Below are 20906 nucleotides of genomic sequence, written 5' to 3' on the forward strand. Positions count from 1 at the left end.
CGTCGACGAAATGGAGGGAATATGAGCGAACGGGATTCGATGCCCTATGACATCGTCATCGTCGGCGGGGGACCGGCGGGGCTGTCTTCGGCCATCAGGCTGAAGCAACTCGCGAACGAGGCTGGGCAGGAATTGTCGGTTTGCGTGCTGGAAAAGGGCTCGGAAATCGGCGCCCATATCCTGTCGGGCGCGGTGGTCGATCCCAAGGCGCTGGATGAGTTGTTCCCCGAATGGCGCGACATGGGCTGCCCGATGGCCGAAGTGCCGGTGACGGACAATCAGCACTGGTTCCTCAGCAAGGGCGGCAAGATGAGTATGCCGCACATCATGACGCCGGGCTGGATGCACAACAAGGGCACCTATACCGGATCGCTGGGCAATCTCTGCCGCTGGCTGGCCGAACAGGCCGAGGGGCTGGGCGTCGAAATCTTCCCCGGCTTCGCGGCGGCGGAAATCCTCTACAATGAGGACGGGTCGGTGAAGGGCGTCGCGACCGGCGACATGGGTATCGACCGGGAGGGCAATCGCAAGCCTGACTATCAGCCTGGGCTGGAACTGCATGCGCGCTACACCTTCTTTGCGGAGGGCGCGCGGGGCCATCTCACCAAGATATTGAAGCGCCAGTTCGCGCTCGATGCCGACAGCGAGCCGCAGGTCTATGGCCTGGGCATGAAGGAATTGTGGGACATCGATCCCGCCAAGCACAAGCCCGGCCTCGTCATCCATACCCAGGGCTGGCCGCTGACCGACGCCTATGGGGGCGGCTTCCTCTACCATCAGGCCAATGGGCAGGTGGCGCTGGGCTTCGTCGTGGGGCTGGGCTATCGCAACCCCTATCTCTACCCGTTCGAGGAATTCCAGCGCTGGAAGCAGCATCCGGAAATCCGCAAATATCTGGAGGGCGGCCGTCGCGTCTCCTATGGCGCGCGGGCGATCAACGAGGGCGGCTGGCAGTCGATCCCCAAGCTCGCCTTCCCGGGCGGCGCGTTGATCGGTTGCTCGGCGGGCTTCGTCAACGTGCCCCGCATCAAGGGCACGCATACCGCGATGAAATCGGGCATGCTGGCGGCGGAGGCGGCCTTCGCTGCGATCCGGGCCGAACGGTCGAGCGATGTGCTGGACGATTATGAGGCCAATCTGCGGTCGAGCTGGATCGCGACCGAACTGCAACTGGTCAAGAATGCCGAGCCGCTGCTGTCGAAGTTCGGCAACACCATCGGCACGGTGCTGGCGGGCATCGACATGTGGATGCGCACGCTGAAGATCGGCCTGCCCTTCACGATGAAGCACAAGCCCGATGCGGAGAAGCTGTGGCGCAAGGACGTGTCGAGGAAGATCGATTATCCCAAGCCCGATGGCGTGATCAGCTTCGACCGGCTGTCGTCGGTGTTCCTCAGCAACACCAATCATGAGGAGGATCAGCCGGTCCATCTCCAGCTCAAGGACCCGTCCATCCCGATTTCCTACAACCTGCCCCTTTATGACGAGCCGGCGCAACGCTATTGTCCGGCGGGCGTCTATGAAGTGGTCGGGCTGGAAGAAGGCGAACCCCGCTTCCAGATCAATGCGCAGAACTGCGTCCACTGCAAGACGTGCGACATCAAGGACCCGACCCAGAACATCAACTGGGTGGTGCCCGAGGGCGGTGGAGGACCGAACTATCCGAACATGTAGGCGCCTACCTCAACAGGCATTTGCTGCAATCATGCTGGTGCTGCCCGCCGCGGCGGGCGCATCGGTGGACCCCGGCAGCGCATTGCATGCCTATATGCGGGGGCGCCTGGCCGATGACGACGGCGCTCCCGGCCTTGCGCTGACCAGCTACCGGCAAGCGCTGGCGGGCGATCCCGCCAGCCTGGAGGTTGCCCGCCGATCCTATTTCCAGGCGGTGATCAGCGGCGATATGGCGCTGGCGCTGCGCTCCGCCGCCGTGCTGGAAAGCGACGGCATCCTGCCGCGCGACGGCACCCTGCTCCAGATCGCGGACGCGCTGAACCGGAAGGATTGGGCAGGTGCAAGGCTGATCGTCGACCGCATGGTGGCGGAAGGCAATTTCGCCTTTCTGGCGCCGATCATGCGCAGCTGGATTTCGGTGGGGGAGGGGCGCTATGCGGCGCCCGTCATCGACCCCACGGATCGTTTCGCCTCCCTCGCGAAACGTTATCTGGACGAACATCTGGCGCTGCAGGCGCTGCGTAACGGCGACCTTCAGACTGCCCGGCCATCGATCAACCAGGCGCTTGCATTGCGGACCGCGGAGGCGGACGAACTGCGGCTGCTCTTCGCCGGACAATTGGCGGCGCGGGGCGCCAGGGCGGATGCGCTGGCGCTTCTGCCCGAAACCCACGCCAATTTCGCGCAGGCCCGCGAGGATGTTGCCAGGGGCAAGGCGCTTTCGTTCCATGGCAAGGCCCTGACGGCGGGGCAGGGGTTCGCCCGGCTGCTTACCCGGCTGGCCGCCGACATATCCTCGGACGGCAGCACGGGGTCGCTGGGGATCAGGCTTGCGCGCATCGCCGCCTTTGCCGATCCTGCCGGGGCCGCGCCCCGCATCGTCGCCGCCGATTTGCTGAGCCGGGGCGGTTATGCGGCCTATGCGGTCGAGGAAGCCCGCAAGGTCCCCGGAGCCGGCTGGTACGGCGCGCTAGGGCAGGCCGAACTGGTCGAGGCATTGGCGGCGGCGGGCCAGCGGCCGGAGGCGATCTCCCTTGCCCATGCGCTCGCAGCCGTCCCCAATGCGGAGCCCGAACGCCATGTCCGGCTGGGTCAGTTGCTGATGCAGGAAAAGGATTACCGGGCGGCCGCATCGGCCTTCCGCGCGGCGCAGGCAGGCTATTCGGACGATGCCGTTCCCTGGGCGCTGCTGCTGTTCGAAGGCAGCGCGTTGGAACAGGGCGCGCAATGGGACGAGGCGCGGGCCGTGCTGGAGCGGGCGGCCAAGCTGGCGCCGAACGAACCCGCCATACTCAATTATCTGGGCTATGCGCAGATCGAGCGGCGGCAGAACATGGATGCGGCGCTGGAATTGCTGAAGAAGGCGAGCGCGCTGAAGCCGCAGGATGCATCGATCACCGACTCCCTGGGCTGGGCGCAGTTCGTGACCGGCGACATCGATGCCGCCGTACCGATATTGGAGCGGGCAGCAGCGGGCGCGCCCTCAGACGCGACCATCAACGAACATCTGGGCGATGCGCTCTGGGCAGCCGGACGACGGTATGAGGCGCGCTATGCCTGGCGCGCCGCGGCCGTCTTTGCTGAGGGAGAGACGGCGCAGCGACTGGCCGCCAAGACCAGAGAGGGGATGAAGCCGGAATATGCCGCACGTTGAAGCGGAGGAGGTCGCCGCCCGCCCCGTGGACGCGGGCGAACTGGTCGAAACCGCCTTTGCCAAGATCAATCTGGCGCTCCATGTCCGGGGCAAGCGGGCAGACGGCTATCATGCGCTGGAGAGCCTGTTCGTCTTCACCGAGTTGGGCGACAGGCTGACGGGCCGCATCCGCGCGGACGGAGAAATCAGGCTGGAGATGGACGGCCCGTTCGGTCCCTTGCTGGATGGCGGCCCGGACAATCTGGTGGTGAAGGCCGCCCGCGCGTTGCAGGTCCATCTGGGGGGAAGTCCCGGCGCCGATCTGAGGCTGACCAAGATATTGCCCGTCGCTTCGGGCATTGGCGGCGGTTCCGCCGATGCCGCGGCTGCGCTGCGTTTGCTGACCAGGCTCTGGAATGCGCCGATGGCTCCGCAGGCTCTGGAGCGCATCGCCCTGTCATTGGGATCGGACGTTCCCGCCTGCATCGGCAGCATCCCGCAAATGGTGCGTGGACGCGGCGAGATATTGCAGCCCCAGGCTGTCGAAGGCCTGACCGCCATGCCGATCCTGCTCGTCAATCCCGGCGTCGCCCTGTCGACCGCGGAAGTCTTCGGACTTTGGGATCGACTGGACCGGGGTCCGCTTGCGGCAGAGGGGCTGGAACAGTTGATCAGCGAGGGGCGCAACGACCTGGAGCAGGCCGCCACGGCGGCAGCGCCGGTCGTCGCGGATGTACTGGCGGCGCTGGGAGCCTGCGCCGGAGCGCGCCTTGTCCGCATGTCCGGGTCGGGCGCGACCTGCTTCGCCCTCTTCGATAGGGATCGGCAGATGGCGGAGGCTGCGGCAGTCTTGCGCGCTGGTCGGAACGGATGGTGGGTTGCGGAAACGAGGATCAGGGCGGCATGAGCGAGGCTTTCACGCAGATCGATGGAGGCGACCTCAACATCCTGATCATTGCCGATCATGCCTCGGCGCATGTTCCGGCGGACATCGACCTTGGGATCGATGCCGCCTTGCTGAGCGATCATATCGCCATAGACATCGGCGTGGCGGAGGTCAGCGCGCTGCTGGCGCGGCAACTGGGCTGCACGGCGGTGCTCGGCGGCGTTTCGCGCCTCGTCATCGACCTCAACCGGGAAGAGGATGCACCCGGCCTGCTGCCCGTCATGAGCGATGGCCATGCCATTGCGGGAAACCGCCATGCCGACCTCGCCGACCGGATGATGCGGTTCCACCACCCCTATCATCATCATGTCGCGCGGCTGCTGGACGGCATGGCTTCGCCGTTCATCCTGTCCGTCCACAGCTTCACGCCGCGCCTCGCCAGCGATCCCGATCAGAAGCGGCCCTGGGACATCGGCGTGCTCTACAACCAGGATGACAGGGCAGCGCGGATCGCCATTCCCATGTTGGAGGCGGCGGGGCTCAAGGTGGGTGACCAACTGCCCTATTCGGGCAAGGTGCTGAACGCCACGATGAACCGCCACGCGGAGAGGAACGGCATTCCCTATCTGGGCATAGAGATGCGGCAGGATCTGGTCGGCGATGAGGAAGGGCAAAGGCGATTTGCCGCAATATTGGCTCCGGTGGTTCTCGAATGCCGGAGCCGGCTCGCATGACGGGCAGCGGGAAGGAATGATGAAATCCCGCTCGTTGATGCAAGATGCGCTTCTGTGTCTGGCGCTGACGGGATGCAGCCCTCGCCCGGAGTCCGGCGAACTTGCGGGGAAAGGGCGGGAAAAGATTTTCTGCGCAATCGGACCGGGCGCGGAGTGGAGCGAGGATTGTGCGGTCGAGCGGGATGGGAAGATGCTGACGGTGCGCCATGCGGACGGCGGCTTCCGGCGCTTCCGGATAGTCCATGACGGACGCGGAATCGCGCCGGCGGACGGGGCGGAACAGGCCGGTATTCAGGTCGCCGGCAAGGGGGCAATCGCGTTGAGCGTCGGGCAGGACCGCTATCGCCTTCCCGCCCGCTTCTCCGAAGGGAAGAAATGATGCGGATGCATGCGATCCTGACGGCGGCCGAGATGCGGCGGGCGGAGCAGGCCGTGATCGCAGCCGGCATCCCCGAATATATGCTGATGGAGCGCGCGGGGGCCGCCGCTGCGGAGATCATCTGGCGGGCAGGTGGAAAGCGTGACTTGCTGGTCCTCTGCGGTCCCGGCAATAATGGCGGCGACGGCTTCGTGATCGCGCGGCTCCTTCGGGCGCGAAGCGTGCCGGTGCGCGTCGCCGCCCTTGGCGAAAGCCGAACGGACTCCAGCATGAAGGCGCGGGAGGCATGGGGTGGCCCCGTCGAAGCTTTCCTGGACGCGGCGCCGGCGACGCAGATCGTGGATGCGCTGTTCGGGACCGGCCTCTCTCGTGGGCTGGACGGGGCGATCGCGGCGAAGCTGCGCGCCCTTACCGAACAGGCGAGCTTCAGCTATGCCGTGGACCTGCCGAGCGGCGTGCAGACGGATAGGGGCGAATTGCTTTCCGATGTGCCTGTCATGGGCGTCTGTGTTGCCCTGGGTGCGCTAAAGCCGGCGCATATGTTGCAACCGGCCGCAGGATGCTGGCGGCGGCTGGTTTGCGCCGACATCGGCATTGACGCATCCGGCGCGAAGATTCACCGGCTGGCGCCGCCGCAATTGCATCCGCCGGCGCCCGACGCGCATAAATATAGCCGGGGGTTGGTCGCCGTGGTGGGCGGCGAAATGGCGGGCGCCGGACTGCTCGCCAGCCAGGCAGCGGCACGTGCGGGATCGGGCATGGTTCGGCACCTGGCGCAGGGTTCGGTGCACATGGGGCCGGGCGCCATCGTCACGCAGCAGGCCGATAAGGCGGGTGATGTAGCACGTGCGCTGAACGACGATCGGTTCAGGGCCATATTGGTAGGGCCGGGCCTGGGACGTGGGAGCGAGGCTTCGGATCGGTTGAAAGCCGCGCTTGCCGCCGGGCATCCGCTCGTTCTGGACGCCGATGCGCTGGTCTTGCTGGGGAAAGACGGGGTGGACGCCATTCCGCAGGGCTCGGTCCTGACGCCCCATGAAGGCGAATTTGTCCGCCTGTTCGGAAATCTACCGGGCAGCAAGGTGGAACGGGCGCTGGAGGCGGCGAAACGGACGCGCGCGACGCTGATCTACAAGGGAAGCGACAGCATTGTCGCCTCGCCGGATGGGCGCGCTGTCCTTTCGCCGCCGGGTTCATCCTGGCTGTCGACGGCGGGGACGGGCGATGTTCTGGCGGGGCTGGTCGCTGCTCGGCTCGCTGTCACGGGGGACGGATTCCAGGCGGCATGTGAAGCGCTGTGGCTGCATGGAGAGGCGGCAAGGCGGGCGGGCGCGGCGTTCATCGCGGACGATTTGCTTGCGGAGCTGCCAGCGGCTATCGCCTCCCGCCTGTGACCGACCCTGATACCGACATCATCGTCCGCATCGCCGCGAAGGGCGATGGCGTGACCGCCCTTGGCCGCCATGTTCCGTTGACCGCGCCTGGAGACAGGATCGCGGCGGACGGCGGCATATTGCGGGGGCCGCATCATGTCGACGCGCCATGCGTTCACTTTCCGACCTGCGGCGGATGCGAGTTGCAGCATATCGACGATGCGAGCTACGCGGAGTTCGTGACGGCGCGCGTTGCAGGAGCCCTGGCAGGGCAGGGCGTGGAACCCGGCATGCTTCTGCCGCCGCATATCTCGCCGCCGAAGGTCCGTCGCCGTGCATCGCTGCGCGCAAGCAGACAGGGGCGGAAGGTCGTCATCGGCTTTGCCGAATCGGGCAGCCATATGCTGGTCGACCTCGCGATGTGCGAGATCCTCGATCCCCGGCTGTTCGCGCTGGTGGCGCCGCTGAGGAGCCTGTGCGCGGTCATCCTGCCCGAGAAGCGCGCCGCGCATGTCCGCATGTCGCTGACCGATCAAGGCGTCGATCTTTTGCTGGAGGGCGTGCGGATCGAGGGGCTTGCCGCCGACGAGGCGCTTCTAACTTTTGCGCAGGACCATGGGCTGGCTCGCCTGACCATCGATGAAGGGGAGGGTCCGCAGACGCGGTGGGAACCGGAGCCGGTCACGGTCCGCTTCGGCGGCGTGCCGGTTGCCTTTCCGCCCTTCGCTTTTCTTCAGGCGACACCCGATGGCGAAGCCGCGCTGGTGCGCGAAGCGCGGGCCGCTATGCCCGCGGAGGGCGCCGTTGCGGATCTCTTTTGCGGGCTTGGCACATTCGCCCTGGCTTTGGGGGATGGGCGGCCCGTCTATGCGGCGGAGGCGGCGCGTGATCTTGTCCTCTCCCTCAAATCGGCGGCGAATAAGGCGCGGCGGCGCATGGTGGCGGATCATCGCGATCTGTTCAGGCGACCGCTGACGCCTGCGGAGATTGACCGGTTCGCGGGGATTGTCATCGATCCGCCGCGCGCAGGGGCGCGGGAGCAGGTGATGCAGCTCGCCGCATCGCGTGTGCCGGTGATCGCCTATATTTCGTGCAACCCTGCCAGTTTCGCGCGGGATGCCGCGCATCTGATCGCCGGCGGCTATCGGCTGGAGCGGGTTCGGCCGGTGGGGCAGTTCCGCTGGTCCACCCATGTGGAACTGGTCGGCATCTTCCGGCGCTGAGAGATTAGCCCCTCGCCGCGGGGGAGTGCGGCGAGGGGCCTTGCATCCTCTCCTCAAAGGGGGAGGCCCAAGCCTCTACCCCAGCTTGATGACAGTTGCGCGACGGCGGACCGGAATCGCATCGACATAGAGGCTGGCCATCGGCTCATCCTCCACCTCCACCACGGCTTCGGATGTGAAGCCGTTGAAGCCGGTGCGCATCGCGGCGCCATAGGCGCCGAGCATCCCGATTTCGATATAGTCGCCCGCCTGCACGTCGTCCGGCAGCATGAAGGGGCCGACCATATGGTCCATGTCGTCGCAGGTGGGGCCATAGAAGGAGAAGCCGGTCAGTTCCGCCTCGCTCTCTTCCTCGCGCAGCAGGGCCACAGGGAAGCGCCAGCCGATATGCGCCGCGTCGAACAGCGCGCCATAGGCGCCGTCGTTGATATAGAGTTCCGTGCCGCGGCGGCGTTCGACGCGCACGACGACAGAACTGTATTCGGCGGAAAGGGCGCGGCCGGGCTCGCACCATAGTTCGGCCGAATAGCTGATCGGCAGGCTCTCGAAACCGCGATGGATCGCGTCGAAATAATTTTCGAGCGCGACCGGCTCCATGCCCGGATAGATGGACGGGAAGCCGCCGCCGACATCGATGATGTCGACCGTGACCGCCGCATCGACAATGGCCGCGCGCACGCGTTCGATGGCGTCGCTATAGGCCTGCGGGCTCATCGCCTGGCTGCCGACATGGAAGCAGATGCCCAGCGCATCGGCCGCCTGGCGGGTCGCCATCAGCAGTTCGCGGGTCTCGCCCAGTTCGGCGCCGAATTTGGACGCAAGGCTGAGTTCCGAATGTTCGGAGGAAACGCGCAGGCGCACGCACAGCTCAAGATCGGTCGCATCATTCGTGGCGCGCATGATCTTCGCCAGCTCGTCCAGCGTGTCGAGCGAGAAGGTGCGCACGCCATGGACGTGATAGGCCTCTGCAATCGCTTCCTCGGCCTTGACCGGGTGCATGAAGCAAAGCTTGCCTTCGCCCTGCAGCGTCTCCGCCACCAGGCGCACCTCCGCGATGGACGCCACGTCGAAATGCGTGATGCCGGAAGCGAAGAGGGTGCGGATCAGATCGGGAGACGGATTCGCCTTGACTGCATAGAGCGAGCGCCCCGGAAACTTCTCAGAGAAGAATCGGGCGGCCCGGGCCGCAGCCTGGGGACGGATCAGCGTTACCGGTGCTGCCGGTTTGAGGGCGGTCGCTACCCCCAGCGCGCTATGATGCTTGTGCAACTCAAGGGACCTCCAGGGTAGTCGTTGGCAAAGAAGCTGCCTTGCGGTGGAAGTCCCATGGGGCAGCGGAAGGGCGATATATGCGGCAGGGGTCCCCCTGTAAAGCGCATGCGTAAATTTTGTTGCGCGGCCGGCTATGAAATGTGCGTCAGGAGAGACGGGACTTGAAATCCTGGTAGGAAAACTCGCGGATTTGCTTGAGTTCGTCGGTTTCCGAGTTCCACAGCCAGATGGCCGGCAGCGGCACGCCGTTGAATGTGTTGGTCTTTACCATCGAATAATGGGCCTGATCGAGGAAGGCGATCCGCCGCCCCGGAGTCGCGCCGCCGGGGACTCGATAGTCCCCTATGATGTCCCCGGCGAGGCAGGATGGACCGCCGAGTCGGGTGACGGGGCCGTCCGCTTCCTCATGCAGCATGGCCGGGCGGTAGGGCGCCTCGATCACGTCGGGCATGTGGCAGGTGGCGGAGATGTCGGTGATCGCCACGGGCATGCCGTTGTCGATCACGTCGAGGATTTCGCCGACCAATATGCCCGCGTCCAGCGCCATCGCCTCGCCCGGCTCGATATAGAGTTCGAGGCCGGTTTGCGCCTTTATCGCCCGGAGGAAGGCGATCAGGTCGTCGATCTGGTAATCCGCGCGCGTGACATGATGTCCGCCGCCGAAGTTCAGCCATTTGATGCCGCCGACATGGGGCATGACGCGGGATTCGATGGCGGCCCAGGTACGCTGAAGCGGCAGGAAATCCTGTTCGCACAGATTGTGGATGTGGAGGCCGTCGACGCCCTCCAGATGTTCGGGGCGCAGCTGGTCGATGGGAAAGCCGAGGCGGCTGTGCGGTTGGGACGGGTCATATTTGGGCACCTCGCCCTCCGCATGGAGGGGGTTGAGGCGCAGGCCGATGTCGAAGTTCACACCGTTCATCCGGGCATCGTCGATGACCGGGCGCAGGCGGGCGATCTGGCCGGGGCTGTTGAAGATGACATGGTCTGAAATCCTGAGGATTTCGGCCAGATCTTCAGGCTTGTAGGCGGCGCAATAGGTGGCGACTTCGCCGCGATATTCTTCCCGGCCGAGGCGCGCTTCATATATGCCGGAGGCGCAGACGCCGTCGAGATATTCGCCGATCACGCCCCCAAGCGACCACATGGAGAAGGCCTTGAGCGCGCCCAGCACCCTGATCCCCGCGCGGTCGCGGATGTCGCGCAGGACCGACAGGTTGCGGCGCACCGCGGCCTCGTCCACCACGAAGGCGGGCGAAGGGACGCGGCGCAGGTCGAAATGGGCGAAGGCGGCGGGATCGCCGGCTTTGGTTTCCATCGGTTCATCCACGCCGCCCTGAGCCTGTTGAGGTGCGGCTTACTTTGAAGAAAAGTAAGGGGCTTCGACAGGCTCAGCCCGAACGGCGTCAGGAACGAAGCTTTTTTAGAAATCCAGTTTAGAAATCCAGCGGCGCGGGCAGTTCCTTCACCTGCCAGGGCAGGCCGTGCCGGTTCAGCATGTCCATGAAGGGATCGGGATCGAACTGTTCGATGTTGAACACGCCTTCACCCCGCCATGCGCCGGTCAGCATCAGCGCCGCGCCGATCATCGCGGGGACGCCTGTGGTGTAGCTGACCGCCTGGTTGCCGGTTTCGGCATAGGCGTCCTCATGGTCGCAGACATTATAGACATAGACCGTCTTCTGGCTTCCATCCTTGAGGCCGGTGGCGATGTCGCCGATATTGGTCTTGCCCCTGGTGGTCGAACCCAGGCTGGACGGTTCGGGCAGCACGGCCTTCAGGAACTGGAGCGGGATGATTTCCTGCCCATTGTACATCACGGGATCGATGCGGGTCATGCCGACATTCTGGAGCACTTCCAGATGCTTGAGGTAAGCGTCGCCAAAGGTCATCCAGAAACGGATGCGCTTGATTTCAGGGTAGAATTTGGCGAGCGATTCCAGTTCCTCATGATACATGAGGTACATGTTCTTCTGCCCCACCTGGTCGAAGTCGAAGACCTGCTTGTGTTTCAGCGCCGGGCCCTCCACCCACTTGCCGCCTTCCCAGTGACGCGAGGGCGCGGTGACTTCGCGGATGTTGATTTCCGGGTTGAAGTTGGTGGCGAAATGCTGGCCATGGTCGCCGCCATTGCAGTCGAGTATGTCGAGCGTGTCGATCCGGTCGAGCAGATGCTTCCTGATGTAGCTGGCGAAGACGCTGGTGACGCCGGGGTCGAAGCCCGAGCCCAGCAGCGCCATGATGCCGGCTTCCTTGAAGCGCTCCTGATAGGCCCATTGCCAGCTATATTCGAACTTCGCCGTGTCGCGCGGTTCGTAATTGGCGGTGTCGAGATAGTCGGTTTTGGTCGCGAGGCAGGCGTCCATGATCGCCAGGTCCTGATAGGGCAGGGCAAGGTTCACGACCAGTTTCGGCTGCACCCTTTCGATGAGGGCGACGGTTTCGGCGACATTGTCGGCGTCGACCTGCGCCACGTCGATGGTGACGCCGGTGCGGGCCTTCACCGATTCGGCCACCTTCTCGCAGGAGACGATGCGGCGGCTGGCGAGTGTGATATGGCTGAAAATGTCAGAGTTCATCGCCATTTTGTGAACCGCGACAGACCCGACGCCACCCGCACCAATGACCAGAACCTTGCTCAATTCAACTGCTCCATAGCTGTGCCGCGCGATCCGCGCGAAAGCGCCCATATAGGGAGTTGGCGTTACAGCGCAAAGTCAGTCTGTCGAGAGGAAGCCCCGGGCAGCCCCCCTCCCGCACGCCATGGGCTGAATATCGACCGGTCCTAGAAACTCGCCCCATCCACCTTGCTGATCCTGAGCGCGTCGAGATCGACGGAGGGAACGCAGCGCAGATTGATGGCCTGCATGGCCGAGCCATCGGGGCCCTGGCCCTGCGCGAAGGCCTGCGTGCCGCAGTCGGTGCAGAACTGGTGCGTGATCCTGTGCCTGTAGAATTGATAGTCGCTCAGCTTGTCCGCGCCGCTGTCGAGGTGAACTGGTCCGCGGGGACGAAGGTCAGCATGAAGCCCTTGCGGCGGCAGTGGGAGCAGTTGCAGGTCATCGCCTCGCTGGGCGCATCGGCGGCGACGGTGAAGGTGACGGCGCCGCAATGGCAGCTTCCGGTGTAGGGCATTGGAATCTCCTTTTTTGGAGAGCCTAGAGGCATTGGGACTGGAAGGGAATTGGGGGAATCGGGTGGTTTTCCGCCAAAGGCCCTTCCCCTTCAGGTTCAGGCGCGGCGCGCGTCAGTTCACCAACCGTCTTAATCCCTCCACCGTATCCGCCTCATGCGCAGGCTTGTCCTTCCGGATGCGCGCGATCCGGGGGAAGCGCATGGCCAGCCCCGATTTATGCCGCTTGCTTTCGTGGATGCTGTCGAAGGCGACCTCCAGCACCAGCGACTTTTCCACCTCCCGCACCGGGCCGAAGCGGTTGACCGTGTTGGTCCGCACGAAGCGGTCGAGCCATTTCAGCTCCTCGTCGGTGAAGCCGCTATAGGCTTTGCCGACGGGCAGCAGTTCGCCGTCCGCCGTCCAGCAGCCGAAGGTATAGTCGGAATAGAAGGAGGAGCGTTTGCCATGGCCCCGCTGCGCGTACATCATCACGCAGTCGGCGGTCAGCGGATCGCGTTTCCATTTATACCAGAGCGCGGCCTTGCGCCCCGCGACATAGGGGCTGTCGCGGCGCTTGAGCATCACGCCCTCGATCGCGGCGTCGCGGGCGCCGGCGCGTATTTCCGCCAGGCTGTCGAAATCGGGTGCTTCGATGAGGGCCGAGATGTCGAAGCGGTGCGGGTCCAGCTGGGGCACGGTGGCTTCGAGGCGGAGGCGGCGCTGTTCCCAGGGGAGCGGCCGAAGGTCCTCCTCCGCGTCGAGCAATATGTCGTAGAGGCGGACGAAGGCGGGATAATCGTCCATCATCTTCGCCGTCACCGCCTTGCGGCCGAGGCGTTGCTGGAGGGCGTTGAAGCTGGCAGCCTCTCCGCCCTGAAACTCCCCTTTCACGAGCAGTTCTCCGTCCAGCACCGCATGATGGCGGAAGGCTTCGGCTATGTCGGGGAAGCTGCCGGTGATGTCGTCTCCGGCGCGGCTGTAGAGGCGGGTCTGCGCGCCCGTGCCGACGATCTGGATGCGGATGCCGTCCCATTTCCATTCGGCGGCATAGTCCGAAAGGTCGACGCTTTCGGCCTCCAGCGGATGGGCGAGCATGAAGGGGCGGAAGAAGGGCGTGCCGGCGGGATCCGGGCGGTCCGACCTGCCCTCCGCCCAGGCGAACAGGTCGGCATAGGGTGGGGCCAGAGCGTGCCAGCATTCCTCGACATCGTCGACGTCGAGCCCGAAGGCCTGGGCGAAGCCGGTCTTGGCGAGCCGGGCGGAGATGCCGACGCGCAGGCCGCCGGTCGCGAGCTTCAGCAGGGCGAAGCGGCCGGAGGCGTCGAGATGATCCATCATCCTGGCCAGGGTCGTCGGGGCGGCGGCGCGGCTGGTGGCGTGGAGGCGGTCGACTATGGCGGATAGGGTGAGGGAGCCGTCGTCCACCTCCGGCGGCTGATCCTCCGCCTTGGGCCAGAGGAGGGCCACGGTTTCGGCGAGGTCGCCCACATAGTCCCGGCTCATTTCGAAAAGGACCGGATCGACGCGGGCGCGGGTCATTTCCGCTATGGTGGAAGCCTTGACCGCTTTCAGGTCGAGATTGCCGGTGAGGGCGGCGAGCGCCCAGCCCCGGTCCGGGTCGGGGGCGCTGCGCATGTAGCTGGCGATGAGGTCCAGCTTGCCGTTGCGGGAGCGGGTGTAGACGAGGCCGTCGAGAAGCCGGGAGAAGGGGCGCATCAGCCTTCATCCTCGTCTTCGCGGCCCACCAGGGCGAGGGCGCGGGCGCGCATCTGGTGGGTCATGCACCAGTGGAGCAGGGCTTCCTCCCGCCCGTGGGTGATCCAGGTTTCCGACGGGGCCACCTCGCGGATGGTGTCGGTCAGCTCGTCCCAGTCGGCATGGTCGGAGATGATGAGGGGGAGTTCGACATTGCGCTGGCGGGCGCGCTGGCGGACGCGCATCCAGCCCGACGCCATGGCGGTGATCGGGTCGGGCAGGCGGCGGCTCCAGCGGTCGTTGAGGGCGGAAGGGGGCGAGACGACGATGCGGCCGCGCATGTCCCCGGCGGGGAGGCCGGTCGCCGGGCGCAGCTCTCCCAGGGCGACGCCGAATTGTTCGTAGAGCGCGCACATCCTCTCCAGCGCGCCATGGATGTGGATGGGGTCGTGATGGCCCCTGGCGCGCAGTTCGCAGATCAGGCGCTGCGCCTTGCCCAGGGCGTAGGCGCCGACCAGGACGCAGCGGTCGGGATGGGCGTGCAGGGCGGCGAGCAGGCGGTCGACCTCGCTGCCCGTGTCGGGATGGCGGAAGACCGGCAGGCCGAATGTGGCTTCGGTGACGAAGATGTCGCAGGGGACGGGTTCGAAGGCTTTGCAGGTGGGATCGGGGCGGCGCTTGTAGTCGCCGGTGACGACCACCCGCTCGCCAGCGTGGGACAGCAGGATCTGGGCGGAACCGAGGACATGGCCGGCGGGCACATAGCTGATCGTGACGCCGTTCATGCGGATTTCTTCGCCATAGGGCACCGCCGTGCCCGACGCGGTGCCGTAGCGCAGGGCCATGATCGCCAGCGTTTCCTCCGTCGCCCAGACATGGCCGTGGCCGCCGCGCGCATGATCGGCATGGCCATGGGTGACAAGCGCGCGTTCCCGCGGGACGGAGGGATCGATCCAGGCATCGGCCGGGCGGACATAGATGCCGGTGGGGTGGGGTTCGATCCAGTGAGGCATTGCTGTGGAAGAAGGTGGAATGCGCCGCTTGGTTCCGCAAGGGCCTTCATATTGCCGTAACCCGATCGTCATGGGTACGACACGCCGTTGCCCTATGCGCCGCCGGACGACCGGCAGCGAGGAGGCGCGGCACATGGCATCTACGGCTCACCAGAATGTTACCCGCGCAGTGCACCGGCATCGGCATCTGTCGAAACAGGGCCTGCTGGAACGGGCCTTCACCTTTGCGTTCCGGGGCCTTGTCTATGCGCAGATCTGGGAAGATCCGGAGGTCGACATGGAAGCGCTGGCGATCGGGCCGGACAGCCATGTCGTCACCATTGCTTCGGGCGGGTGCAATGTGCTGAGCTATCTGACGGCCGATCCGGCGAAGATCACGGCGGTCGACCTCAACACCGCGCATGTCGCGCTCAACCGGCTGAAGCTGGCGGCGGCGCAGGCATTGCCGGACCATCGGGCCTTCCATCGCTTCTTCGCCAGGGCGGATTGCAAGGAGAATGTGGCGGCCTATCGCACCTTCGTGGCGCCGGTGCTGGACGACGCCACGCGGCGCTACTGGGAGGGGCGGGACTTCATCGGGCGGCGGCGGATCGGCGGCTTTGCGCGGGGGATTTACAGGCATGGGCTGCTGGGGCGCTTCATCGGCGCGGCGCATCTGCTGGCGCGGTTGCATGGCGTCGATCCGCGGCGGATGCTGGATGCGAAATCGCGGGAGGAGCAGCGGGCGATCTTCGAAACGGAGCTGGCGCCGGTGTTCGACAGCGCCTTCATGCGATGGCTGACGAGCCAGCCGGCTTCGCTCTTCGGCCTGGGCATCCCGCCGGCGCAATATGAGGCGCTGGCCGGGGACGCGCGGATGGACGGCGTGCTGAAGGCGCGGCTGGAAAAGCTGGCCTGCGGCTTCGACCTCAAGGACAATTATTTCGCGGTGCAGGCTTTCGGGCGGGGTTATGCCGGCGGCGAGGGGCCATTGCCGCCCTATTTGCAGGCCGCGAACCATGCGGCCGTGGTGGAACGCGCCGGGCGGGTGGATGTCCGGCATGTGAACTTCACCGACTTCCTGGCGTCGCAGGAGGCGGGGTCCGTCGATCGCTACATCCTGCTCGACGCGCAGGACTGGATGGACGATGCGCAGTTGAACGCGCTTTGGGCCCAGATCACGCGAACGGCGAAACGGGGTGCGCGGGTGCTGTTCCGGACGGCGGGCGAACCGAGCATCCTGCCGGGGCGGGTCGACGATGCGCTGCTGTCGCGCTGGGACCATCGGGCGGAGGAATCGCGGGAATATACGGCGCGGGACCGGTCGGCCATTTATGGCGGCGTCCACCTCTATGTGCTGGGGAGGGCGTGATGACGGGCGGGCATGGCGGGTTGATGGACAGCACTTATCGGCATCAGCGGCACATTTACGACCTGTCGCGGAAATTCTACCTGCTCGGGCGGGATGGGCTTATTGCCGACCTGGCGCCGCCGCGCGGTGGGGCGGTGCTGGAGATCGGCTGCGGCACGGGACGCAATCTGATCGCCGTGGGCAAGGCCTGGCCGGAGGCGCGGCTCTATGGCGTCGATATTTCCGAGGCGATGCTGGGGACGGCGCGCAAAGCCGTGGCGAAGGCGGGCCTGGGGGATCGCGTGGTGCTGGCGAAGGGGGATGCCTGTGCGTTCGATGCAGGGGCGCTGTTCGGGCGCGAACGGTTCGAGCGGGTGTTCATCAGCTATGCGCTGTCCATGATACCGGACTGGGAAGCGGCTCTGGGGCAGGCGGCGGGTTGCGTCGCGCATGGCGGCAAGCTGGAGATTGTCGACTTCGGGCAGCAGGATGGTCTGCCGCGCTTGTGGAAGCGGGCGCTGTTCGGGTGGCTGGCGCGCTTTCATGTGTCGCCGCGGGCGGAGTTCAGGCAGGCGATCGGCAGGGTGGCGGCGGACATGGGGGGCTTTGCGCATAGCCGGAGCCTGTATCGGGGCTATGCGGTCAGGGGTGGGTTGATCCGGCTGTGAGTTTTCGGCCGGTTCCCGGATCGGGGTTGCGAATTCCGGCCTGGCCGCTGGAAATTGCCGCTGATGTTGCGCCGACCCACCCCAGCCCCCGCCTGCGGGAGGGGGAATGAGGGCAGCGCCTCCAGCGGAATTCGCGCGGATGCCGGTCAGGCCGCTTTCTTGAATTCCAGTTCGAGCCGGTCCCAGATTTCCACCAGAGCATCGACCAGTTCGCGCATCATTTCTTCGGTATGCGCCGGTCCGGGCGTGAAGCGCAGGCGTTCCGTGCCGCGCGGGACGGTGGGATAGTTGATGGGCTGCACATAGGCGCCATATTCCGCCAGCAATATGTCGCTGATCCGCTTGGCCTTCACCGGGTCGCCCACCATCAGCGGAACGATGTGCGTGACCGACGGCATCACCGGCAGTCCTGCCTCCGCCATCAGGCGCTTGAGCGTCGCGGCGGACGCCTGCTGGCCTTCGCGTTCCTCATTCGACTGCTTCAGATGGCGGACGCTGGCAAGCACGCCCGCGACCAGCACCGGCGAGAGCGAGGTGGTGAAGATGAAGCCGGGCGCATAGCTGCGGATCACGTCGACGATCATCTGGTCGGCGGCGATATAGCCGCCCATCACGCCGAACGCCTTGCCCAGCGTGCCTTCGATGATGGTCACGCGATCGGCGACCTCGTCCCGTTCGGAAATGCCGCCGCCGCGCGCGCCGTACATGCCGACTGCATGAACCTCGTCCAGATAGGTGAGGGCGTTATATTCGTCGGCCAGGTCGCAGATCGCGGCGATGGGGGCGATGTCGCCGTCCATCGAATAGACGCTTTCGAAGGCGATCAGCTTGGGCGCTTCCGGGTCTTCGGCGGCCAGCAGTTCGCGCAGATGATCGACGTCATTGTGGCGGAAGACGCGCTTCTCGCAGCCCGAATTGCGGATGCCCGCGATCATCGAGGCATGGTTCAGCTCGTCGGAGAAGATGATGCAGCCGGGCAGGATCTTGGCGAGGGTCGAGAGCGTCGCTTCGTTCGAGACATAGCCCGAGGTGAAGAGCAAAGCGCCTTCCTTGCCGTGCAGGTCGGCCAGTTCGGCCTCCAGATCGACATGATAATGGGTGTTGCCGCCGATATTGCGGGTGCCGCCGGAGCCTGCGCCGACATCGTGCAGCGCCTCTTCCATCGCGGCGACGACCTTGGGATGCTGGCCCATGGCGAGATAGTCGTTGGAGCACCAGACGGTGATGGGCTTGGGCCCGTTATGACCGTGGAAGCAGCGGGCGTTGGGGAAGGCGCCCTTGTTGCGCAGGATGTCGATGAACACGCGATAGCGGCCTTCGCTATGGAGCCGGTCGATCGCCTGCGTGAAGATGTGCTTGTAGTTCACTTGAACGCCCTGTCCCTATTCCCGCATCCCCTCTTTGAGGGGCATTTATCCGCTGTTTTGGCCTATTACCAGTGATAAACGCTCGCAGCCTTAGGGAGAATTACCTATCACACTGATAGAAGGACTTGCGATTGGACCAAAGGTCCACCCCTTCAAAGTCCTTCGATCCGTTGCAAGCCATAGCCTTCCAGCGCTGGGCGGAGTGGCTCCACGCTCTCGTCCAGGCGAGTGAAGACCGCGGTTCCGGACTGCGGTTCGGACGGCCATGGCTGCCCCTGGGTGAGATAGGCGATGCGGCGCGCAATTCCTTCACCGCCGTGCACGGATCTGAGTGGACGGGGCGAAGCGGCGGCCAGTTCGGCCTCCACCAGCGGAAAATGCGTGCAGGCGAGGACCACTATGTCCATCCGATCGCCGCCCGGCTGGTCGAACAGGCCGGCCAGCGCGTCCCGCGCAATGGCGGGATCGAGCGGTTCGCCGCGCAGTTTCGCCTCGGCAAGCTGGACGAGCGCGGCCGACCCATGGCGCAGGACCGTGCAGTCGGCGCCATGTTCGGCCGCGAGCCTGTCGACATAGGGCTGGCGCACCGTGGCGTCGGTGCCCAGCACGCCGAATACCCGGCTTTGCGAGAGCAGGGCGGCGGGCTTGATTGCCGGTACCGTGCCGACAACGGGGATGTCGAGCGCGGCGCGGACCGCCGGCAGGGCGATGGTGGAGGCGGTGTTGCAGGCGATGACGGCGAGGCGCGGGCGGTAGCGCTCCACCAGCCGCCCGAGCAGGGCGGGCACGCGGGCGGCGATCTCCGCCTCGCTCTTGGTGCCATAGGGGAAGCCCGCGCTGTCCGCGGCATAGACGACCGGCGCGTTGGGCAGGGCGCTTCGTGCCGGGCCAAGGATGGAAAGCCCGCCGACGCCGGAATCGAAGAAAAGAAGGGGGGCATGGGGTGCGACTGTCATCGGGCAGACATGTCGCGGCATGGGGCGGGCCTGTCAACTTCCCTCAAGAGCCCTCCCCTTGAGAGGAAGGGCTTGATGGCGGGAACCCCCATCCCCGATATTCCGACCCATATTTCGTCACCTTCGCCATTGCCCGGTTCGCCGGGAACGCTATGGTCGCGCCGCAACCAATTTGGCGAGATCATGACTCCTCCCTGGCTACTTCCCGCATTCGTCCTGCTGATCGGTTATCTGCTGGGTTCCATCCCCTTCGGGCTGCTGCTGACGCGCCTCACCGGGGCGGGCGACCTGCGCAAGATCGGGTCGGGGAATATCGGCGCGACCAATGTGCTGCGGACGGGGCGAAAGGGGCTGGCGGCGGCGACGCTGCTGCTCGATCTGCTGAAGGGCGCGGCGGCGGTGCTGGTCGGCGCGGCGCTGGTCGATGGTGGCGGGCCGATGGCCGGGGCCATGGCCTTTATCGGACATTGCTATCCGGTCTGGCTGCGCTTTGCCGGGGGCAAGGGCGTGGCGACCATGATGGGCGTGGTGACGGCGCTGTACTGGCCGGCGGGGATCGTCTTCGCGGCCGTGTGGCTGGGGGCGCTGTTCGGAACCAGATGGTCGTCGGTCGGCGGCATGTCCGCGGCGGTCAGCGCGCCTGTCGCCATGTGGTGCTTCGGCCGGATCGAGCTGGTCCCCGTTGCGCTGGCGCTCGCGTTGATCGTGCTGTGGCGGCACCGGGAGAACATCGCGCGGCTCGCCAGGGGAACCGAGCCGAAGGTGGGCGCTTCGAAAAAGGCGGCGGCCGGGGAATGAGCGAGCAGGAGCGGTTCAACCGCCTGCGCCTGATCCGTTCGCCGCGCATCGGCCCTGTCACCTTCCGCCAGTTGATGGCGCGTTTCGGCACGGCGGGCGAGGCCTTGCGCGCGGTGCCCGATCTGGCGGCGCGCGGCGGCGGCAAGGCCAGCATCGTGGACGCGAAGATCGTCGAGCAGGAGATCGCGCGCAGCCGGGCGGCTGGCGCCCGCTACCTGATCATGGGCGATGCCGATTACCCCTTTCTGCTGGAGCAGATGGAGGGCGCGCCGCCGGCCCTGATCGTGCGCGGGGACGTATCGCTGGCGGCGCGGGATTGCGTGGCGATGGTGGGGGCGCGCAACGCCTCCGCCGCGGCGTGCCGCTTCGCCCGGATGCTGGCGCAGGATCTGGGACAGCATGGGGCGGTCGTGGTGTCGGGGCTGGCGCGGGGGATCGATACGGCCGCGCATCAGGGCGCGCTGGAGAGCGGCACCATCGCAGTCATCGCCTGCGGCATCGACATCGCCTTCCCGCCCGAAAATGCGGAATTGCAGGAGCGGCTGGCCGAGGAAGGGCTGCTGGTCACGGAGCATCCGCCGGGCACGCAGCCGCTGGCCCGGCAGTTCCCGGCGCGCAACAGGATCATCGCCGGGCTGGCGCGGGGGACCGTCGTCGTGGAAGCCGCGCCCCGGTCCGGTTCGCTGATCACGGCGCGGCTGGCGGGGGAGGCGGGACGGGAGGTGATGGCGGTGCCCGGCTCTCCGCTCGATCCCCGCGCCCAGGGGTGCAACCAGTTGATCCGGGAGGG

At 66.0% G+C, this 20906-nt stretch carries 19 protein-coding genes; 11 read left to right on the forward strand and 8 right to left on the reverse strand.

The genetic code is table 11. From position 1 onward, the window contains the following. The first annotated feature begins 21 nt into the window (after positions 1 to 21). The 7 genes from K7W03_RS08775 to K7W03_RS08805 are packed head-to-tail and all read left to right on the forward strand — an operon-like array spanning position 22 to position 7902. Positions 22 to 1674 (forward strand): electron transfer flavoprotein-ubiquinone oxidoreductase, encoded by a 1653-nt coding sequence (locus tag K7W03_RS08775; protein WP_044662370.1) that lies wholly within the window; start codon positions 22 to 24, stop codon positions 1672 to 1674. 31 nt (positions 1675 to 1705) lie between these two features. Next, a complete protein-coding gene (locus K7W03_RS08780) occupies positions 1706 to 3328 on the forward strand; it encodes a tetratricopeptide repeat protein (protein WP_222886077.1) in 1623 nt (540 codons plus the stop codon). Continuing rightward, entirely contained in the window at positions 3315 to 4214 is a 900-nt protein-coding gene (locus K7W03_RS08785; RefSeq protein ID WP_222886078.1) for a 4-(cytidine 5'-diphospho)-2-C-methyl-D-erythritol kinase, read from the forward strand. Before K7W03_RS08780 ends, K7W03_RS08785 begins: the two co-directional genes overlap by 14 nt. Further along, entirely contained in the window at positions 4211 to 4927 is a 717-nt protein-coding gene (locus K7W03_RS08790; RefSeq protein WP_222886079.1) for an N-formylglutamate amidohydrolase, read from the forward strand. The genes K7W03_RS08785 and K7W03_RS08790 overlap by 4 nt, the downstream gene beginning before the upstream one ends. Before the next feature lie 37 nt (positions 4928 to 4964). Then, on the forward strand, positions 4965 to 5306 hold the full coding sequence (locus K7W03_RS08795; protein ID WP_226869935.1) for a hypothetical protein: 342 nt from the start codon (positions 4965 to 4967) through the stop codon (positions 5304 to 5306). Next, a complete protein-coding gene (locus K7W03_RS08800) occupies positions 5306 to 6700 on the forward strand; it encodes an NAD(P)H-hydrate dehydratase (protein ID WP_222886092.1) in 1395 nt (464 codons plus the stop codon). Before K7W03_RS08795 ends, K7W03_RS08800 begins: the two co-directional genes overlap by 1 nt. Beyond that, on the forward strand, positions 6697 to 7902 hold the full coding sequence (locus K7W03_RS08805; protein ID WP_222886080.1) for a class I SAM-dependent RNA methyltransferase: 1206 nt from the start codon (positions 6697 to 6699) through the stop codon (positions 7900 to 7902). Before K7W03_RS08800 ends, K7W03_RS08805 begins: the two co-directional genes overlap by 4 nt. Positions 7903 to 7977: 75 nt before the next feature. Here the strand turns inward: K7W03_RS08805 and K7W03_RS08810 are convergent, their stop codons facing one another. The 6 genes from K7W03_RS08810 to K7W03_RS08835 form a co-directional block, all read right to left on the reverse strand. Then, positions 7978 to 9171 carry a type III PLP-dependent enzyme gene (locus K7W03_RS08810; protein WP_222886081.1) on the reverse strand — a complete coding sequence of 398 codons (1194 nt, stop codon included), beginning with the start codon at positions 9169 to 9171 and terminating at the stop codon, positions 7978 to 7980. Positions 9172 to 9319: 148 nt separating this feature from the next. Next, on the reverse strand, positions 9320 to 10492 hold the full coding sequence (locus K7W03_RS08815) for a carboxynorspermidine decarboxylase (RefSeq protein WP_222886082.1): 1173 nt from the start codon (positions 10490 to 10492) through the stop codon (positions 9320 to 9322). Between the two features lie 118 nt (positions 10493 to 10610). Continuing rightward, positions 10611 to 11816, reverse strand: a complete 1206-nt coding sequence (locus K7W03_RS08820; RefSeq protein ID WP_025547389.1) for a saccharopine dehydrogenase family protein — start codon at positions 11814 to 11816, stop codon at positions 10611 to 10613. Between the two features lie 325 nt (positions 11817 to 12141). After that, the gene (locus tag K7W03_RS28320; RefSeq protein ID WP_226869937.1) at positions 12142 to 12309 is read right to left on the reverse strand and encodes a hypothetical protein; all 168 of its coding nucleotides are present in this window, start codon (positions 12307 to 12309) and stop codon (positions 12142 to 12144) included. A 112-nt stretch (positions 12310 to 12421) separates the two neighbouring features. Further along, positions 12422 to 14005, reverse strand: coding sequence for a cisplatin damage response ATP-dependent DNA ligase (locus tag K7W03_RS08830; RefSeq protein ID WP_140041977.1), 1584 nt, complete (start codon positions 14003 to 14005; stop codon positions 12422 to 12424). Beyond that, positions 14005 to 14997: a ligase-associated DNA damage response exonuclease gene (locus K7W03_RS08835; RefSeq protein ID WP_044662363.1), complete on the reverse strand. Its 993-nt coding sequence runs from the start codon at positions 14995 to 14997 to the stop codon at positions 14005 to 14007. Before K7W03_RS08835 ends, K7W03_RS08830 begins: the two co-directional genes overlap by 1 nt. Positions 14998 to 15130: 133 nt before the next feature. Between K7W03_RS08835 and K7W03_RS08840 the strand changes: the two genes are divergently transcribed. Then, positions 15131 to 16348 carry a DUF3419 family protein gene (locus K7W03_RS08840; protein ID WP_222886083.1) on the forward strand — a complete coding sequence of 406 codons (1218 nt, stop codon included), beginning with the start codon at positions 15131 to 15133 and terminating at the stop codon, positions 16346 to 16348. Continuing rightward, the gene (locus tag K7W03_RS08845) at positions 16348 to 16995 is read left to right on the forward strand and encodes a class I SAM-dependent methyltransferase (protein WP_222886084.1); all 648 of its coding nucleotides are present in this window, start codon (positions 16348 to 16350) and stop codon (positions 16993 to 16995) included. The genes K7W03_RS08840 and K7W03_RS08845 overlap by 1 nt, the downstream gene beginning before the upstream one ends. 146 nt (positions 16996 to 17141) lie before the next feature. Here the strand turns inward: K7W03_RS08845 and hemA are convergent, their stop codons facing one another. Further along, positions 17142 to 18362: a 5-aminolevulinate synthase gene (gene hemA, locus K7W03_RS08850; protein WP_222886085.1), complete on the reverse strand. Its 1221-nt coding sequence runs from the start codon at positions 18360 to 18362 to the stop codon at positions 17142 to 17144. Between the two features lie 152 nt (positions 18363 to 18514). Then, complete coding sequence (gene murI, locus K7W03_RS08855) at positions 18515 to 19318, reverse strand: glutamate racemase (protein WP_061938423.1); 804 nt, start codon at positions 19316 to 19318, stop codon at positions 18515 to 18517. Between the two features lie 183 nt (positions 19319 to 19501). Here murI and plsY point away from each other — a divergent pair, with 183 nt between their 5' ends. Together plsY and dprA are read left to right on the forward strand one after the other, a co-directional pair. Then, positions 19502 to 20116 (forward strand): glycerol-3-phosphate 1-O-acyltransferase PlsY, encoded by a 615-nt coding sequence (plsY, locus tag K7W03_RS08860; protein ID WP_037481602.1) that lies wholly within the window; start codon positions 19502 to 19504, stop codon positions 20114 to 20116. Then, positions 20113 to 20906, forward strand: a 794-nt coding sequence (dprA, locus tag K7W03_RS08865) for a DNA-processing protein DprA (RefSeq protein WP_222886086.1), incomplete at its 3' end; no start/stop codon positions are given. The genes plsY and dprA, both read left to right, overlap by 4 nt.

It is taken from the genome of Sphingobium sp. PNB, assembly GCF_019873065.1.
GTDB classification, from domain to species: Bacteria; Pseudomonadota; Alphaproteobacteria; order Sphingomonadales; family Sphingomonadaceae; genus Sphingobium; species Sphingobium fuliginis.

Coding starts and splice junctions, on each gene's coding strand:
- K7W03_RS08775 (WP_044662370.1), top strand. CDS start 22: ATGAGCGAACGGGATTCGATGCCCTATGACATCGTCATCGTCGGCGGG.
- K7W03_RS08780 (WP_222886077.1), top strand. CDS start 1,706: ATGCTGGTGCTGCCCGCCGCGGCGGGCGCATCGGTGGACCCCGGCAGC.
- K7W03_RS08785 (WP_222886078.1), top strand. CDS start 3,315: ATGCCGCACGTTGAAGCGGAGGAGGTCGCCGCCCGCCCCGTGGACGCG.
- K7W03_RS08790 (WP_222886079.1), top strand. CDS start 4,211: ATGAGCGAGGCTTTCACGCAGATCGATGGAGGCGACCTCAACATCCTG.
- K7W03_RS08795 (WP_226869935.1), top strand. CDS start 4,965: ATGCAAGATGCGCTTCTGTGTCTGGCGCTGACGGGATGCAGCCCTCGC.
- K7W03_RS08800 (WP_222886092.1), top strand. CDS start 5,306: ATGCGGATGCATGCGATCCTGACGGCGGCCGAGATGCGGCGGGCGGAG.
- K7W03_RS08815 (WP_222886082.1), bottom strand. CDS start 10,492: ATGGAAACCAAAGCCGGCGATCCCGCCGCCTTCGCCCATTTCGACCTG.
- K7W03_RS28320 (WP_226869937.1), bottom strand. CDS start 12,309: ATGCCCTACACCGGAAGCTGCCATTGCGGCGCCGTCACCTTCACCGTC.
- K7W03_RS08830 (WP_140041977.1), bottom strand. CDS start 14,005: ATGCGCCCCTTCTCCCGGCTTCTCGACGGCCTCGTCTACACCCGCTCC.
- K7W03_RS08835 (WP_044662363.1), bottom strand. CDS start 14,997: ATGCCTCACTGGATCGAACCCCACCCCACCGGCATCTATGTCCGCCCG.
- K7W03_RS08840 (WP_222886083.1), top strand. CDS start 15,131: ATGGCATCTACGGCTCACCAGAATGTTACCCGCGCAGTGCACCGGCAT.
- K7W03_RS08845 (WP_222886084.1), top strand. CDS start 16,348: ATGACGGGCGGGCATGGCGGGTTGATGGACAGCACTTATCGGCATCAG.
- murI (WP_061938423.1), bottom strand. CDS start 19,318: ATGACAGTCGCACCCCATGCCCCCCTTCTTTTCTTCGATTCCGGCGTC.
- plsY (WP_037481602.1), top strand. CDS start 19,502: ATGACTCCTCCCTGGCTACTTCCCGCATTCGTCCTGCTGATCGGTTAT.